Source organism: Corallococcus sp. EGB (assembly GCF_019968905.1).
Taxonomy (GTDB): domain Bacteria; phylum Myxococcota; class Myxococcia; order Myxococcales; family Myxococcaceae; genus Corallococcus.
Window position 1 is genome coordinate 2746513 of sequence record NZ_CP079946.1, and the last position, 15362, is coordinate 2761874.

Here is a 15362-nt window from a genome sequence, read left to right on the forward strand (position 1 = left end):
GACGCCGCGCCCCGTTATAGAGGGGCCGGGCTTCACCGCCCGAGGCAGTCGGCAGCACCCACTACTCACACGCGTGTCACCGGTCCCCGGTGCCCCTCCACGGTGGAGGGGCCAGGACTGGCAGCTGTCTCAACGCGCGTGGCGGAACAACCGGAAGGTACACGCACCATGGATATCCAGCAGGATACGCAGACCCAGGCTCAGGCGATGGCCGCCGCCAGCGGCATCACGATGCGTCAGCTCCTCGAGGCGGGCGTCCACTTCGGCCACCAGACCAAGCGCTGGAACCCGAAGATGAAGCCCTACATCTTCGGCGCCCGCAACGGCATCTACATCATCGACCTGCAGAAGACCGTGACCATGGCCCGCGCGGCCTTTCGCTTCGTGGCGGACATCACGGCGCGCGGCGGGTCCGTGCTCTTCGTCGGCACCAAGAAGCAGGCCCAGGACGTCATCCACGAGGAGGCCGGCCGCGCCGGTCAGTTCTTCGTCACCAGCCGCTGGCTGGGTGGCACGCTGACGAACTTCAAGACCATCAAGCAGGGCATCGACCGCCTCAAGACCCTGGAGAAGATGGCCGAGGACGGCACGTTCGAGGTGCTGCCCAAGAAGGAAGTCGCCCAGCTCGAGCGTGAGCGCGAGAAGCTGGAGAAGAACCTCGGCGGCGTGAAGAACATGGCGAAGCTGCCCCGCTGCGTGTTCGTCATCGACCCGAAGAAGGAGCACATCGCCATCCACGAGGCCACCCGCCTGGGCATCCCGGTGATTGGTCTGGTGGACACCAACTGCGATCCGGACGGCATCGACTTCGTCATCCCGGGCAACGACGACGCCATCCGCTCCATCAAGCTCTTCACGTCGAAGATCGCGGACGCGTGCCTCGAGGGTGCGGCGCGCTACCGTGCGTCCGGCGCCGCCGAGCGCGACGAGCAGGAGGAGCGCGAGGGCCGTGACGACCGCGGTGACCGCCGTGACGACCGCCGGGGCCCGCGCCGTGGCGACCGCGGCGACCGCCGTGACGACCGCCGGGGCGGTGGTGACCGTGGCGGTGACCGCCGCGGCCCCGTCGTGGAGATGAAGGGCGGCGCGGCCTCCTCCACCGAGCAGGCGACCGAGGGTGGCGAGGGCACGGCGGCGGAGTAACCCGCCCGTCCTCATCGCTTCCCCACGCAGCTTCCGGAGTCGGCCGGGCGGCACCTTTCAAGGCCCGCTGTCCGGCCGTCTCCGTTTTTCGTTCCAGCGGTTTTCCCCCCTTTGAACTCAGGCCTCCGCCCCCGGCGCACGCCGCCAGGCTCGGAGCAGACGAAGAAAGAGACACGACATGGCTGAAATCACCGCCCAGATGGTGAAGGACCTCCGCGAGCGCACCAACGCCGGCATGATGGACTGCAAGAAGGCGCTGGCCGAGTCCGGTGGCGACTTCGAGAAGGCCGCCGAGTGGCTGCGCAAGAAGGGCATCTCCAAGGCCGAGGGCAAGGCCGGCCGCGTCGCCGCCGAAGGCGTCGTGACCTCCTACATTCACGGCGGCCGCATCGGCGTCATCGTGGAGGTCAACTGCGAGACGGACTTCGTCGCTCGCAACCCGGACTTCCAGGACCTGGCGAAGGAAGTGGCCATGCAGATCGCCGCGGCCAACCCCAAGTACGTCCGCCGCGAGGAGGTCCCCTCCGAGGCGATGGACAAGGAGAAGGAGATCCAGCGCGAGCTGCTCAAGCAGCAGGGCAAGCCCGAGGCGATGCTGGAGAAGATCCTCGTGGGCAAGATGGAGAAGTACTACGAGGGCGTCTGCCTGGTGGATCAGCTCTGGGTGAAGGACGACAAGAAGAAGGTCGGCGAGATGATCAACGAGCGCGCCGCCAAGATTGGCGAGAAGGTCTCCGTGCGCCGCTTCGTCCGCTACGAGGTGGGCGAGGGCATCGAGAAGAAGAAGGACGACCTGGCCGCCGAGGTCGCCAAGACGCTGGGCCAGGCGTAGAGCCTCCCGCCGTCCCGCGGTCCCCCTGGGTCGCGTGCCCGGAGTTCTTCCTCACAACAGGGGAAGGGCGCCGGGGGCGCGGCCCTTGGTATTCCAGGACCCGCTCCACTCGCGTCCGTCCGCCCGGCACCGGACGGTGCGGCGCGCGTCACGACTTCCGTCGTTGCTTGGGCGCGGGGCGGGGGATAGAAGCGGACGCGTATGTCCGAATCCACCTCTCCCTACAAGCGCATCCTCCTCAAACTGTCGGGCGAAGCCCTGATGGGCGAGGGGAAGTACGGCATCCACCCGCCCACCCTCACGCGCATCGCGGAGGAGGTCTCGGAGCTCTCCAGAACCGGCCTGGAGATCGCCATCGTCATTGGCGGCGGCAACATCTTCCGCGGCGTGGCGGGCGCGACGGAAGGCATGGACCGCGCGAGCGCGGACTACATGGGCATGCTCGCCACCTGCATCAACTCCATGGCGCTGCAGGACGCGCTGGAGAAGCAGGGGCTGAAGACGCGCGTGCAGTCCGCCATCAAGATGGAGCAGATCGCCGAGCCCTACATCCGCCGGCGCGCCGTGCGGCACCTGGAGAAGGGCCGCGTCGTCATCTTCGCCGCGGGCACGGGCAACCCGTACTTCACCACCGACACGGCCGCGTCGCTGCGCGCGATGGAAATCAACGCGCAGGTCATCCTCAAGGCCACCAAGGTGGACGGCGTCTACAACGCGGACCCGAAGAAGGACCCGACCGCGAAGCGCTACCGGACGCTCACGTACATGGACGTCCTCAAGCAGAACCTCAACGTGATGGACTCCACGGCCATCTCGCTGTGCATGGACAACAAGCTGCCCATCATCGTGTTCGACCTGGGCACGCGCGGGAACATCCAGCGCGCTGTCACGGGCCACGGCGAGTTCGGTACCGTTGTCGGCGCATCCGAGACGGTCTGGGCCTGAAGCCCCCGGACAGGGCACGACCGAGACACACTCACTTCTGACAGGAGACGCACAATGGCTGACGCCGCCGCGGAACTGAAGAGCCGGATCGACAAGTCGGTGGAGGACCTCAAGAAGGAACTCACCAAGGTGCGCACCGGCCGCGCGAACACCAACATCCTGGACGGCATCAAGGTGAACCAGTACGGCACGCCCACGCCGCTCAACGGTGTGGCCAGCATCAGCGCGCCGGAGCCCCGCCTCATCGTCATCAAGCCCTGGGACAAGGGCGTGCTGAAGGACATCGAGAAGGCCCTTCGCGAGGCGAACCTCGACGTCAACCCGATGAACGACGGCGAGATGATCCGCCTGCCCTTTCCGCCCCTCACCGAGGAGACGCGCAAGAAGATCGCGAAGCAGGTGAAGGAGAAGGGCGAGGAGCACAAGGTCGCCATCCGCAACATCCGCCGCGACGCGAACGAGGCCCTCAAGGCTCAGCTGAAGGACAAGAAGATCACCGAGGACGACCTCAAGCGCCGCACGGACGAGGTCCAGAAGGCGACGGACGCCGGCATCAAGCAGGTGGACGACCTGGTCTCCAAGAAGGAGAAGGAAGTGATGACGGTCTGAGCCGTCCTCACGCGCGGGCCCGTGGTCAGGTGCCACGGGCCTGCTTCAGGCTTCACCGGAGGCATCTTCCGTGAAGGCCCGGCCGGGCGCTCAGGACGGGTAGACGAGCGGCTCGCCGGTGAGGTGCTTCACCACGTCCGACACGAAGCCGAACAGCTCCAGCCCCTTGCCCTTGTCGTCCTTCCAGGCGCGGGTGGCGTCGTCGTGGCTGAAGTGGATGCCCTGGCCCTGGCCGGCGACCCAGATCTGCCAGACGGCGCGCTGGGTGTTGATGATGCACTTCTCGCCGGAGGCGGCCGTGAGCGTCACCTTGTCCCCGGTGGCTTCGGCTTCCAGCACGTCCGGGTCGAAGGCGTCCGCGGCCGCCAGGATGCGCTTGAACGCGGCGGCCACAAGGGAGTGGTAGCGGGCTTCATCCATCATGGCCGCGCTTCCGGACGTCACTGGATGACGTCGAGGACCTGCTGGCCGGGGGCGGCGTAGAACAGGAACTTCAGGTGCTGCGCCGGGGGGTTCTCCCCCTTCTCGCCGGGCACCTGGTCCTCCGTGGTGCTGGGCGTGTCCGGCCACTCCATGGCGATGACCGTGCCGGGGTTCACCGGCTTGGGGAACGATTGCATCCCCAACAGGTGCGCCGCCAGCGCGCCCATGGAGGGCTGGTGGCCCACCAGGACGAGGTTCTCGTCGGAGTACTCCTTGAGCACGGGCTCCACCGCGCCCACCGGCATGTCCGGCAGCAGGCAGCGGTGCACCCGCAGGAGGCCTTCATGCTTCACGGAGTTGGAGAGGATCTGCGCCGTCTGCACCGTGCGCACCAGCGGGCTGGTGAGGATGAGGCTGATGGGCCCCATGCGCTCCGACAGCGACGCGAAATGCGCGGCGACATTCGTACGGGCCTTCGCGGTCAGCGCGCGCGCCTCGTCGCCGAGACCCTCGGGGATCTCCGCGTCCGCATCGCCGTGCCTTACCAGGAAAATCCTCAAAGTCCCTCCACCGGTCGCGACAAGACCGCGGTTCGTACATGACCGTGGCCCGGTTGGTCAAAGGTAATGAGGCGAATGTTCAGTGCCCGGAACAGCCTGCCCGTGACGGGCGTTTCGGGAACCGCCGTTCGCGGGGAGCCAGCCGGAGCATACACTGGCCACCCATCGGCGTTCACGGGAGGTGACATGCGCAAGTCGTGGGGGTGTCTGGCCGTCGTCCTGGCCCTGTCCGCGTGTCGCAAGGACGCGACGGAAGGGGGCCCGGAAGCGGCGGGTGACGCCAGGGAGTCGGTTGCCCGGCTGGAGGGCGGGGAGGGTGGAGAGGACGGCCCCTCCGGTCAGTACACCCTGACCCAGGCCAAGCTGGAGGCCTACGTGGGCTATCAGCGCAAGATGCTGGAGGTGTACGGGTCGCTGATGCGAGGCCTGCAGGACATGGGGCCGCTGATGGACGCGGGCACGCCCCAGGCGCTGGAGAAGGCGAAGAGCGGCCTGAAGCTCATCGAGCGCAAGGCGCAGGCGGAGGCCGACGCGCGCCAGGCGGCGGGGCTGTCCACGGAGGAGGTCAACCGCATCGCGGAGGTGGTCACCGCCGTCATCAGCCAGCGGCAGATGGGCCGCACGCTCCAGTATGAGGACGAGCTCAAGAAGCTGGAGGCGCTCCAGGCCCGCATGCCGGAGGAGCAGCAGCGGGAGCTGGCGCCGCAGGTGGAGTCCATGCGCCAGCAGGTGGAGTCCTTCCAGAAGCTCCCGGAGGCGCGCCGCGAGTTCGGCGACGCCAACGTGGACGCGGTGCTGGCGCGCGAGGCGGACCTGACGAAGAACTATCAGGACATGCTCAAGGCCTTCGCGGGCGTGCGGCGGTAGCTACACCCGCCTGAGGTGCGGGGCCTTCTTGAGCAGCTGCGCGAGGAAGGTGTCGCCCTGCTTCTCCAGCACCGTGTTGCCCCGCAGGCGCTGGTTGAGGCTGACGAAGTCCACGTGGTCCAGCCGCTGGTCCTGGTTGTAACAGGAGAAGACCCACGTCTCCTTGCCGGTGACGGGGTCCACGTGGCGCTGGAGGCACTGGGCGCAGATCTCCTTCATCATGCACTGCATGGGGGAGTTGATGGACCCGATGGCCTCGTGGCCCGGCTTGAGGAACGGCTGGAGCACCCCGTGCCGCGCCTCCGCCACCGCGCGCATCATCCGGTCCGAGCCGATGGCGATGATGCGGTCCACCTCGCTCAGGGAGATGACGGGCGTTACGCCCAGCGTCCCTCGTGCGTACGCCACCATGGCCTGCACCACGTTGCCCCGGAAGGCCGCGTCCTGCGGGCGGCGCACGTCCAGCACGTCCCCGGAGTCCACGGACCAGATGACCTGGTCGGTGCCGGCTTCAATCTCATCCTGCTTGAACGCGTCCGACTTCAACCGGTAGCCCGCGAAGTACACCACGCGGCAGCCCGCCGCCTTGAGCGAGCGCGCGATGGAGAAGAGCACCGCGTTGCCCAGGCCGCCGCCCACCAGCACCACCGTCTCGTGGTGGCCAATCTCCGTGGGCGCGCCCGTGGGGCCCATCAGCACGACGGGCTCGCCGGGCCGGAGCGCCGCGCACAGGCGCGAGGATGAGCCCATCTCCAGCACGATGGTGCCCATCAGCCCCTGCGCCTTGTCCACCCACGCGCCCGTGAGGGCCAGGCCCTCCATGGTGAGGCGCACGCCGTCCACGAGCGGCGCGTTCCGCTCGAAGTTCTGGAGCCGGTAGAACTGGCCGGGGGAGAAGTGGCTGGCGGCGAAGGGCGCCTTCACCACCACCTCCACGATGGTCGGCGTGAGCCGGTTCACTCCGACGACCGTGGCGAGGAGCGCCTCGTCCAGCTTCGCGAAGTGGGCGGCGCGCTTCGCCTCGCGCACCTCCAGAGCTGCCGTGTCGTGGAGGTCCAGGGCGGCCACCTCCTTCGCGAACAGGCGCACCACCTCCGGGTGGCCGTCCTTCGCGCTGGCCATGGCCTTCACCACGTTGCCCGCGTAGGTCGGGTGGTTGTCGCCGTAGAAGGACACGAAGTGGCCGTCGCGCTGGTAGGACGTGAAGAAGCCCACCTTCGCTTCGGGGTCCTCCTTCGCCTCCACGGGCTGGAGCTGGAAGCCGCCGCCGTCCTCCACCAGCTCGTGGCCCTGGAAGTACTCGTTCGCTTCGTCGAGCCGGAAGGTGCCCGGGTATTCCTTCTCATATGTGACGTTGGGGGACGTGCCCGCGGCCACGCAGACCGTCTTCGCCGGCAGCTCGAAGAACTGGCCGCTTCCCTTGAGCTTGCCGTCCACCGTCACCATGCGCTCGAAGCGGATGGCGCGCACCGCGCCGGTGTCGTCCGGCAGCGCCTCCGTGGGGCTCATCCGTTCGATGAAGCGGATGCCCTCCTCCAGAGCCTTGGACACCTCTTCGTGGTTGAGGCGGTAGGCGGGGGACTCCGTGAGGCCCCGGCGGTACACCAGGCTCACGCCGCCCCAGGCGCGCACCAGGTGGATGAAGTCCGGGGCTCGGCCTTCTTCCTGGGCCTTCTGGCGCTCTGCCCGGATGGCGCGGCCGTGCTCCAGGAAGGTCTGGTAGGTGGCGCGCTCCTCGGCGTCCAGGCGCGCGAGGAGGGCGGCTTCACTCCCGTCCGCCACCAGCTTCTCGTGGCGCTCCAGCGTCTTCTCCACCTGCACCGGGTAGTACGCCATCAGCTCCGTGGCGGTGTCGATGCCGGTGAGCCCACCGCCGATGACGATGGCTGGCAGCTGCACCTGGAGGTTCGCCAGCGAATCGCGCTTGAAGGCGCCGGTGAGCTGCAGCGCCATCAGGAAGTCGGACGCCTTGCGGATGCCCCGGATGAGGTTGTTCTTCATCCCGATGAGGGTGGGGCGGCCCGCTCCCGCGGCGATGGCCACGTGGTCGAAGCCCAACGCCCACGCGTCCTCCACGGTCAGCGTGCCGCCGAAGCGGATGCCACCGTAGATGCGCAGGCCCTCGCGGCGCGCGAGCGTCAGGTGGATGAGCGTGAGGAAGTTCTTGTCCCAGCGCACGGTGATTCCGTACTCGGACACGCCGCCGAAGCCCTCCAGCACGCGCTCGTCCAGCTCTCGCGTGAGGGCGCGCCAGTCGCGGATGGGCTGGAGCGCGTGGCCGTTGCGGCCCACGAGCGCGTCCGGGAACGGCTCGATCTTGAGCCCGTCCACGCCCGTGACGGCGAAGCCTTCGTTGAGCAGGTAGTGCGCCAGCGTGTAGCCGGCGGGGCCCATGCCCACCACCAGCACGTTGCGGCCCACGTAGGGCAGGGCGTACGGGCGGCGGACGTTGAGCGGATTCCAGCGCGTGAGCAGGCCGTAGATCTCGAAGCCCCACGGCAGGTCCAGCACGTCGGTGAGCGTGGCGGTCTCCGCCAGTGGGATGTTCACCGGCTCCTGCTTCTGGAAGATGCAGGCCTTCATGCAGTCGTTGCAGATGCGGTGGCCGGTGCCCGGACACATGGGGTTGTCCAGCGTCACCATGGCCAGCGCGGCCACGGCGTCTCCCTCGCGCTTGAGCGCGTGTGCCTCGGAGATGCGCTCGTCCAAGGGGCAGCCGGTGAGCGGGATGCCCAGCGGGTTCTTCTTGAACGAGTGCCCCTCCGCCACCGGATCCTTCGCGGGGAAGCCCTTGCTGCACGAGTCCTTCTGCCGCTCGTGGCAGAGGACGCAGTAGTCCACCTCGTTCATCACGTCGCGCGAGGTGCCCCGGCGGTCGGTGAGCTTGAAACCGTCGCGGTGGCGCAGGTGGTGCTCCAGGCCCTCCGTCATCTCCTCCATCCGGGCGTCCGGGCGCTGCAACTGCACCAGCTGGTCGAACACCAGGGGCTTGGGCAGCCGCAGCGTGGGCCAGGTGTGGAAGAGGGCCCTGGTCTCCGGATGCAGCGCGCGGGCGTACGTCCACCGGTCCGCCAGCGACAGCAGCGCGCGCACGGACTGGAGCTCCGCCGCGTCATCGCCTCGGGTCACCAAGCTGGAGCCGAACGCCTCCAGGCCCTCGCGCGTGCCTGTGAGCGCGGTGCGCAGGGTGGCCCAGCGCTCTCGCAGGGCAGGGGCGCGCTCTTGTTGCCCGGGGGGCAGGTTGCCGGTGAACAGCCGCTCCAGGTCGAGCAGCGTGAGGATGGACTCCGCGAGTCCTCGCTCCAGGTCGCCGTGCGCGAGCGCATCCGGGAAGCCCAACCGCATGAGCAGGCGCATGCGCGCGTCCAGCGACGGGAACTCCGCGAGCGTCGGGCGGTCCTGCGCGCCCTTCTTGAAGACGCGGCGTGTGACGAACTCGCGCTTGAAGTCGAAGAGGGGCAGCTCCGCGCGCAGGTGGCGCGACAGTCGCTCGGACTCCGGGGTGATGCCGAAGAGCGTGGCGACGAAGCGCGAGACATGCCGGGCCACCTGGATGAGCAGGTCGGATGCGGCCGGGCCCGAAAGGTGGGCGCCGCCGGATTGACGGTAGGTGTCGAACGTCTGGAACAGGCCGGGTGCGTCGGCCTGGAGCCGAGCGTCGAAGCGCTCTGTCAGCCGGCGAAGTCCAGAGGGGCGATACAGGTCTTCAAAAGTGAACCCGGGGAGCCCCAGGTGGAGCGTGGGAGCGGGGGCGGAGTCGTTCAGGGCGCGCATGTCACGGGGCTTCCGGAAGGTGGACCCGGGGCGGCGGTCCAGAGGGGGGGCCTGTTGTCGCGGCGTGTCGCTTGGGGGCAGGGAGCTTAGGGCTTGGACGCCGCTCCGTGCGATGGACGCCATGGGCCAGATGGGTTCCGGCCGACGTATTGAGGCGGTGCGCTCCAGCGGCTACGGTGCGCCGCCATGATGGATAACGCCGCCCGCCGAGCCTCCGAACCCCGCCTGGCCCCCGTGCCGGACGCCTGCTACCTGTGCAAGAGCAGGCGCTTGCGGCTGCGCCACCAGGCGCGCGGTGGGAGTTCGCCCCAGGGCGCGGCGGCCTACAACTGCACGTCCTTCGGCCACCGGAGCCACCCGCCCATCTGGGGCTGCGAGGACTGCGGGATGCTGTTCCAGTGGCCCCTGCAGTCCCCGGACGCGCTGCTCCAGGCGTATCAGGACGTGGAGGATCCGCTCTACGTCGCGGAGAAGGACAACCGCTACCACACCTTCCGCCGCGTGCTGCGCGAGCTGGGCGCGGCCCAGGGCCGCACGCTGCTGGATGTGGGGGCCTACTGCGGCTACTTCCTGGACGTGGCGCGCGAGGCGGGCTTCCGCCCGGAGGGATTGGAGCTGTCGCGCTGGGCCGCCGGCAACGCGCGGAGCCTGGGCTTCACGGTGCACGGCATCCCCTTGCGCGAGCTGGCGGCGAAGGGGCACCAGTACGACGTGGTGACGCTGTGGGACGTGGTGGAGCACTTCGCGGATCCGCGCGAGGAGCTCAAGGCGGCGTTCAAGCTGGTGCGCCCCGGCGGCCGCATCTACCTGTCCACCATCGACGCGGGCAGCCTGCTGGCGCGGCTGATGGGCGGGCAGTGGCCGTGGCTGATGGACATGCACCTCTTCTATTTCGGCCGCCGCACCCTGGCGATGCTGCTGGAGGAGGTGGGCTTGCGCGTCACGGACGTCCGGACGTACACGCACATCATCTCCGCGGACTACCTGCTGCGGAAGGTGGGGGCGAGCTTCACGCCCTCGGCGCCGGTGCTGGAGCTGGTGCGCCGGGGCGTGCCGTCCAACTGGTCCATCCCGTTCAACCTGGGCGACAACATGCTGATGGCCGCCGAGCGGCCCCTCTGAGTCGTCCTCCCGCGCCTATGTCCCCCCTGATGCGGCGGGTGCTGCACCCGCTGGTGCTGCTCGCGTTCTTCGCGCTGTCTGCGTTCCACACCTGGCCGCTCGTGTCCCAGATGCAGGGGGCCGTGCTGGGGGGGCGCGAAGACGTCTTCATGAACATGTGGCACCTGTGGTGGATGCGGCAGGCCCTCTGGGTGCAGCCGCAGAACCCGTTCTTCGTGCCGTTCCTCCACTGGCCCCTGGGGGCGGAGCTGTACTGGCACACGCTGGCGCCGGCGAAGACGCTGTGGGGCGTGGTGCTGCTGCCGTTCATGTCGGTGGAGACGGCGTACAACGTGGTGCTGTTCGGCTCGTTCGTGCTGACGGGCTACACGTCGTGGCTGCTCTTGCGCTACCTGCTGGAGCGCGCGGGCCACGGGCCCTGGCTCGCGGCGGCGGCGGCGATGGCGGGCGCGTGCGTGTTCAACTTCTCGCGCTACCACCTCGCCCACGCGGTGGCGCACCTGAACCTCATCGCGCTGGAGGGGCTGCCGCTCTACCTGCTCTGCTTCTTCCGCTGGCTGGATGAGGGCAAGCGCAGGTGGCTGGTGGGGCTGGCGCTGTGCGCGTTGTACGTGTTGCTGTGTGACTACTACTACCTCGTCTACATCGCGCTCTTCTCGCTCCTGTGGGTGGTGGCGGAGCGGTGGAGACGGGGGCCGCTGGTGTCCGTGGACACGTGGAAGGATCCGCTCGTGCGCCGGGCGGCGGTGGCGGGCGTGGCCGCGGGGCTCGCGTGCTTGCCGCCCATGGTGCCGCTGCTGCTGCATGCGTTCCCTGCGCCGCTGCAGATCCACCACGGTGACTCGGACTACTTCTCGGACCTGTATTCGTTCTTCATCCCGGACACGCGCTCGGCGTGGATGACGGAGCTGCCCGTGGCGGCGCGTGAGTTCTCGCTGAACATCGTGCGCGCGAAGATGTCGACCAACGCGGAGGAGAGCGGCAACTTCCTGGGCTGGTTGACGCCGCTGCTGGCCATCTTCGCGCTGTGGCGCGGCGTGCCGGACGGGCGCCGGTGGCTGGGGCTGGGGCTGGGCTTCGCGGTGCTGTCCATGGGCACGGTGCTCAACATCGGCCTGGAGGACCGGGTGTCGCCGGTGGTGTTGCTCATCTGCGTCACGGCCGCGGTGGCGCTGGTGCCCGCGTGGCGGGAGCGGGCGTGGCAGCGGGACGTGCTGGTGGTCCTGGCGCTGGCGGTCGGGCTGGCGCTGTCGGAGCCGCTGACGGCGTTCGGCGCGCCGCTCAAGGTGCAGATCCCCATGCCCTATGTGGTGTTCAAGCACGTGGTGCCGCTGTTCTCCCGCGGGGGCATGCCGGTGCGCTTCGTGCTGCTCACCTACCTGTCACTGGCGGTGCTGGCGGCGTTCGCGGCGGCGCACGTGGGCGCGTGGGCGGGCCGGCGTGACGCTCGGTTGGGCGTGGCGTTGGCGCTCGCGGTGGCCCTGGTGCCCAACGTGGAGTACCGGGGCCTCCAGATGCCGATGAGCCGGATTCCCACGCTGCCGCCGGTGTTCGATGAGATCCGCGACGCGCCCATGCCGGCGGCGGTGCTGACGGACAACGTGATGGGGCAGTGGGAGCAGCTCTACCACGGCAAGCCGGTGTCCTACGCCCGGCTGTCCCGGTTGCCGGTGCGCGAAGCGGCGTTGGTGGACTCGCGGGTCATCCGCGCGGCGGAAGGGATGCGCAACGCGTTCGGCCCCGTCACGCCGGAGGAGCGCGAGTCGATGCGGCGCTACCTGAAGGAGCACCACTTCAAGTGGTACGTGACGCACTACTTCCACCCCACCCGCCACGCGTTCATCACGGACGAGCTGGGGGGCGAGGTGGTGCACCAGGAGCCCTACGTCACCGTGTACCGCTTCCCGGACGTGGACCGCTGAGCGCAGCCGGGGCCGACGTCGTCGCCCGAACCTATCCGACTGCCGGACAGGCTCGGGTGCCAGGCCCGAACGCTCAGGCCTTCTTCGGCCCGCCGCGCTTCGAGCGCGAGCCGCGTGGGGCGGAGGGAGGGCCCTCCGCCGGGGGCATCTGCTCACGCGAGGCCTTCGCGGGCCGCGCGCTCTTGGGATGGGCGGGCTTCGCCGGGGGACGGCGCTCGTCCTGCGCCGCCGGCTTCGGGGACGCGTTGAGGTCGCTGCGCGGAGGCGCTGTCGGGCGGCCCTGCTCCGCGGGTGCGGTCTCGGCGGCTCGCGAGGGCAGGGCGCTTGACGGCGGCTTCGGGGGACGGACCGGGGCCTCACGCCGAGGCTTCGGCGGACGGCCGTATTGGATGGCCGGGAGGGGCCTCTCCCTGGGAGGTGGGCCTTCGTCCTCGTCGTCGTGAGGCCGGGACGCGGGCCGGCCGTGGCTGAGGGCTGGGGGCGGCTTCGGCGGCCTGGGGGCTTCCGGCGGCGGCGCCTTCGCGGCCTGGGCCCTCAGCGTGTCCACCTCCCGGCGCAGCCGGAGGACCTCCGCGGAGAGCTGGGCGTATGAGTCCCGCACCAGCCCGTTGAACACGCGCTGCCGCCCCAGGGTCTCGTTGATCAACACCTGGCACGTCTTGCGGAAGGCCCACTTGGCCAGGAGCACCGCCTGCCCCATGCCGGCGCGGTGCGTGTGCAGCGGCAGGGCCCGCGTCGGGTCCGCGTTGTCCTCCAGCGCGTGCATGTTGAACGTCAGCGGATCCACGCGCGGCTCGACGCCGTCCTCCGGCACCTCCGCGGCCTCCGACGTGGGCAGCCCGCGGATGCGCAGCCGCTCCTCGATGCGGGCCATCAGGGCCCCCGTGGGAATGTCCCGTCCGAGCAGCTTCATCGGTGTGTCTCCTCCACGATGCGCGCCATCTCTTCCCGGTACATCGCGACCACCTGGGGCCACGTGTGCCGCTGCGCGTAGATGCGGGCCCGCTGGCCCATCGCGTCCCGGGCTTCACCCACTTCGCGCAGCCCTTCGATGAACGACGCCAGCCCCCGGTACACCCGGCCAGCGCCACTGCGCTCCACCTGACCTACCAGCACGTCCGACTTTCCGTTCACCAGCACCGGCGTCCCCTGGGCGAACGCCTCCAGCGTCAGCAACGACAGGCTCTCGAACTTCGATGGCACCACGACCGCGAGCGCTCCCGCCAGCGCGTCGTGCTTGTCCTGTTCGGAAATGCGCCCCACGTGCCGCACGCCGCCGCCGCTCACGTCCATGTGCGCCTCGCCCGCGAGCACCAGCTCCGGCGCGTCCTGGTAGCGAGCCCGCAGCTTGCGGTGGAACTTCAAGAGCTCCGGCACGCCCTTGCCCGGCTCCAGCCGACCCACATAGAGCAGGTAGCGGCCGTGCACGCCGTACTTCGCGCGGAAGCGGTCCGGCACCGCCGGCAGCGCGTCCACGCCCACGCCCACCACGCGCGCCCGCGCATGGGCCGGGTGGAAGCGCCCGATCATCTCCACCTCCTCCGGCGTGTTGCACATCAGCACCCGGGGGCGGTTGAACACGTCGCCGTAGACGCCGAAGCGGATGGGCGGCTCGTCGTGCGCGGTGGGCACCAGCATCGCGCGGTCCGCCACCAGCGGGACCCCCCACGCCGTGGGCGCGTAGAGGTACGTGAAGAACAGGTAGCCGTCGTACGCGTCCTGCGTGGTGGCCAGGTGCTCCAGGAGCCCGGGGCTCAGCGGGCCCTGCTCGGCCACCCACTGCTCCTCGCGCAGCCGCTCGTTGCCGTGGCCGAACAGCTTGCGCGACAGGCCGTTGAACGCGTGGATGTTGCGTCTGCGCGTCACCGGGAAGCGCAGCACCTTCACCCGGCCCACCCGGTCCTCGCCGGGCGGGAACGCGTTCTCCCACGTCTGGTGGTTCTTCGCGCAGGTCGTCACCACCGTGATGTCCCAGTGCGGCGCCAGGCGCTCCGCCACCTGCGCGGCGTGGCTCTCCGCGCCGCCGGTCACCTCGCCGTAGCGCTGCACCACCAGCGCCACGCGCGGCCGCTTCGCCGGGGCCTTGCGCGGACGGGGCGGCGGCGCCACCACGCCCTGCAGCGCGCGCGTGAGCGCCACCTGCGCGGCGGCGGGGGAGAAGTGCTGGAGCCTGCGCGCCTGCCCGTCGAGCACCGCCTTGCGCAGGTCGCGGTCCTCGGTCAGGTCCACCACCAGCTCCGCGAGGAACGCGTAGCGCTTCTGGTCGAACGCGATGCCCGCCCCGCCCAGCGTCTCCGGCACCGCCGCCGCGGCGTACGCGAGCACCGGGACCTCGGCGGCCATGGCCTCGATGATGGGCACGCTGAAGCCCTCATGCTCGCTCATGGAGACGAACACATCCGCGGAGCGGTACACGGCCACCAGCTGTGGATGCGTCAGGCGCCCCAGGAAGTGCACTCCCGTGAGGCCCTTCATCTCGCGCTGGAGCAGCTTGAAGTAGCGGCTGCCCGGCTCGTAGCCGCCGACGATGAGCAGCCGCGCCTGGGGCCGGATGCGCAAGAGCTCCCGGTGCAGCGCGAGCAGGTCCTCGAAGCGCTTGTGCGGCATCACCCGGCTCACCGACACCAGCGTGGGCCCTGGCCCGGCGAGCTTCGTGAGCTGCTTCGTGTCCGCCACGGACGCGGCGAAGCGCTCCTTTTCGATGAACAGCTGCACCGTGTGCACGTTGCGGTGGCCCGCGACCTTCAGCTCCTCGCCGTTGAAGTCCGAGTCCCCGATGGACACGTCCAGGAAGGGCGCCATCGCGGCCACCTGCGCGCGGCCCGCCACCAGCGCGTGCTCCAGCGGCGTGTCCCGGTAGAAGCGCGCGGGGCTGATGTTGTGGAACACCACGCCGCGCTTGCAGTCCATGTGCATCAGCCGGCCGCTCAGCGGCGACGCGATGCCGTGGTGGTACAGCACCAGGTCGTCCGGCCTCGGCTTCAGCGTGAAGACGTGGCGGGCGAGGCCCTGGAGCCCGGAGGCGACCTCCTCCGCGTAGATGTCGCCCACGTGCCCCATGCGGCGCAGCAGGAGTTGCAGGTGCAGCGCGGCCTGACCGGAGGCGTCGCCGGGGCCGAAGCTTGGGATCAGCTGATGGACCGCCATGGGGGGCCGTGTGTACCA

At 69.6% G+C, this 15362-nt stretch carries 12 protein-coding genes; 7 read left to right on the forward strand and 5 right to left on the reverse strand.

The window, feature by feature from the left end:
* The first annotated feature begins 207 nt into the window (after positions 1-207).
* The 4 genes from rpsB to frr all read left to right on the forward strand — a co-directional run bounded on the left by rpsB (position 208) and on the right by frr (position 3529).
* Positions 208-1143 (forward strand): 30S ribosomal protein S2, encoded by a 936-nt coding sequence (rpsB, locus tag KYK13_RS11735; RefSeq protein ID WP_370645411.1) that lies wholly within the window; start codon positions 208-210, stop codon positions 1141-1143.
* A gap of 178 nt (positions 1144-1321) precedes the next feature.
* Complete coding sequence (gene tsf / locus KYK13_RS11740; RefSeq protein ID WP_223644156.1) at positions 1322-1975, forward strand: translation elongation factor Ts; 654 nt, start codon at positions 1322-1324, stop codon at positions 1973-1975.
* A gap of 201 nt (positions 1976-2176) precedes the next feature.
* Entirely contained in the window at positions 2177-2920 is a 744-nt protein-coding gene (pyrH, locus tag KYK13_RS11745) for a UMP kinase (RefSeq protein WP_223644157.1), read from the forward strand.
* 54 nt (positions 2921-2974) lie between these two features.
* Entirely contained in the window at positions 2975-3529 is a 555-nt protein-coding gene (gene frr, locus KYK13_RS11750; RefSeq protein ID WP_223644158.1) for a ribosome recycling factor, read from the forward strand.
* Positions 3530-3619: 90 nt separating this feature from the next.
* Here frr and cyaY read toward each other — a convergent pair whose 3' ends face one another.
* Together cyaY and KYK13_RS11760 are read right to left on the reverse strand one after the other, a co-directional pair.
* Positions 3620-3952, reverse strand: coding sequence for an iron donor protein CyaY (gene cyaY, locus KYK13_RS11755; RefSeq protein ID WP_223644159.1), 333 nt, complete (start codon positions 3950-3952; stop codon positions 3620-3622).
* A gap of 17 nt (positions 3953-3969) precedes the next feature.
* Entirely contained in the window at positions 3970-4512 is a 543-nt protein-coding gene (locus KYK13_RS11760) for a histidine phosphatase family protein (RefSeq protein ID WP_223644160.1), read from the reverse strand.
* Between the two features lie 186 nt (positions 4513-4698).
* Between KYK13_RS11760 and KYK13_RS11765 the strand changes: the two genes are divergently transcribed.
* On the forward strand, positions 4699-5379 hold the full coding sequence (locus KYK13_RS11765; RefSeq protein ID WP_223644161.1) for a hypothetical protein: 681 nt from the start codon (positions 4699-4701) through the stop codon (positions 5377-5379).
* Here KYK13_RS11765 and KYK13_RS11770 read toward each other — a convergent pair whose 3' ends face one another.
* On the reverse strand, positions 5380-9153 hold the full coding sequence (locus KYK13_RS11770) for an FAD-dependent oxidoreductase (protein WP_223644162.1): 3774 nt from the start codon (positions 9151-9153) through the stop codon (positions 5380-5382).
* 186 nt (positions 9154-9339) lie between these two features.
* On the opposite strand from KYK13_RS11770, the gene KYK13_RS11775 reads away from it, so the two are divergent.
* Positions 9340-10275, forward strand: a complete 936-nt coding sequence (locus KYK13_RS11775; RefSeq protein ID WP_223644163.1) for a class I SAM-dependent methyltransferase — start codon at positions 9340-9342, stop codon at positions 10273-10275.
* Positions 10276-10292: 17 nt separating this feature from the next.
* The gene (locus tag KYK13_RS11780) at positions 10293-12197 is read left to right on the forward strand and encodes a hypothetical protein (protein ID WP_223644164.1); all 1905 of its coding nucleotides are present in this window, start codon (positions 10293-10295) and stop codon (positions 12195-12197) included.
* Positions 12198-12270: 73 nt separating this feature from the next.
* Here KYK13_RS11780 and KYK13_RS11785 read toward each other — a convergent pair whose 3' ends face one another.
* On the reverse strand, positions 12271-13110 hold the full coding sequence (locus KYK13_RS11785; protein ID WP_223644165.1) for a hypothetical protein: 840 nt from the start codon (positions 13108-13110) through the stop codon (positions 12271-12273).
* Complete coding sequence (locus tag KYK13_RS11790) at positions 13107-15344, reverse strand: glycosyltransferase family 4 protein (protein WP_223644166.1); 2238 nt, start codon at positions 15342-15344, stop codon at positions 13107-13109. The genes KYK13_RS11785 and KYK13_RS11790 overlap by 4 nt, the downstream gene beginning before the upstream one ends.
* Positions 15345-15362 lie beyond the last annotated feature (18 nt).

Excerpts from the sequence above, each read along its gene's own strand:
- cyaY (WP_223644159.1), bottom strand. The coding sequence starts at position 3,952 with ATGATGGATGAAGCCCGCTACCACTCCCTTGTGGCCGCCGCGTTCAAG.
- rpsB (WP_370645411.1), top strand. The coding sequence starts at position 208 with ATGGCCGCCGCCAGCGGCATCACGATGCGTCAGCTCCTCGAGGCGGGC.
- KYK13_RS11790 (WP_223644166.1), bottom strand. The coding sequence starts at position 15,344 with ATGGCGGTCCATCAGCTGATCCCAAGCTTCGGCCCCGGCGACGCCTCC.
- KYK13_RS11775 (WP_223644163.1), top strand. The coding sequence starts at position 9,340 with ATGATGGATAACGCCGCCCGCCGAGCCTCCGAACCCCGCCTGGCCCCC.
- tsf (WP_223644156.1), top strand. The coding sequence starts at position 1,322 with ATGGCTGAAATCACCGCCCAGATGGTGAAGGACCTCCGCGAGCGCACC.
- KYK13_RS11765 (WP_223644161.1), top strand. The coding sequence starts at position 4,699 with ATGCGCAAGTCGTGGGGGTGTCTGGCCGTCGTCCTGGCCCTGTCCGCG.
- pyrH (WP_223644157.1), top strand. The coding sequence starts at position 2,177 with ATGTCCGAATCCACCTCTCCCTACAAGCGCATCCTCCTCAAACTGTCG.
- KYK13_RS11770 (WP_223644162.1), bottom strand. The coding sequence starts at position 9,153 with ATGCGCGCCCTGAACGACTCCGCCCCCGCTCCCACGCTCCACCTGGGG.
- frr (WP_223644158.1), top strand. The coding sequence starts at position 2,975 with ATGGCTGACGCCGCCGCGGAACTGAAGAGCCGGATCGACAAGTCGGTG.
- KYK13_RS11785 (WP_223644165.1), bottom strand. The coding sequence starts at position 13,110 with ATGAAGCTGCTCGGACGGGACATTCCCACGGGGGCCCTGATGGCCCGC.
- KYK13_RS11780 (WP_223644164.1), top strand. The coding sequence starts at position 10,293 with ATGTCCCCCCTGATGCGGCGGGTGCTGCACCCGCTGGTGCTGCTCGCG.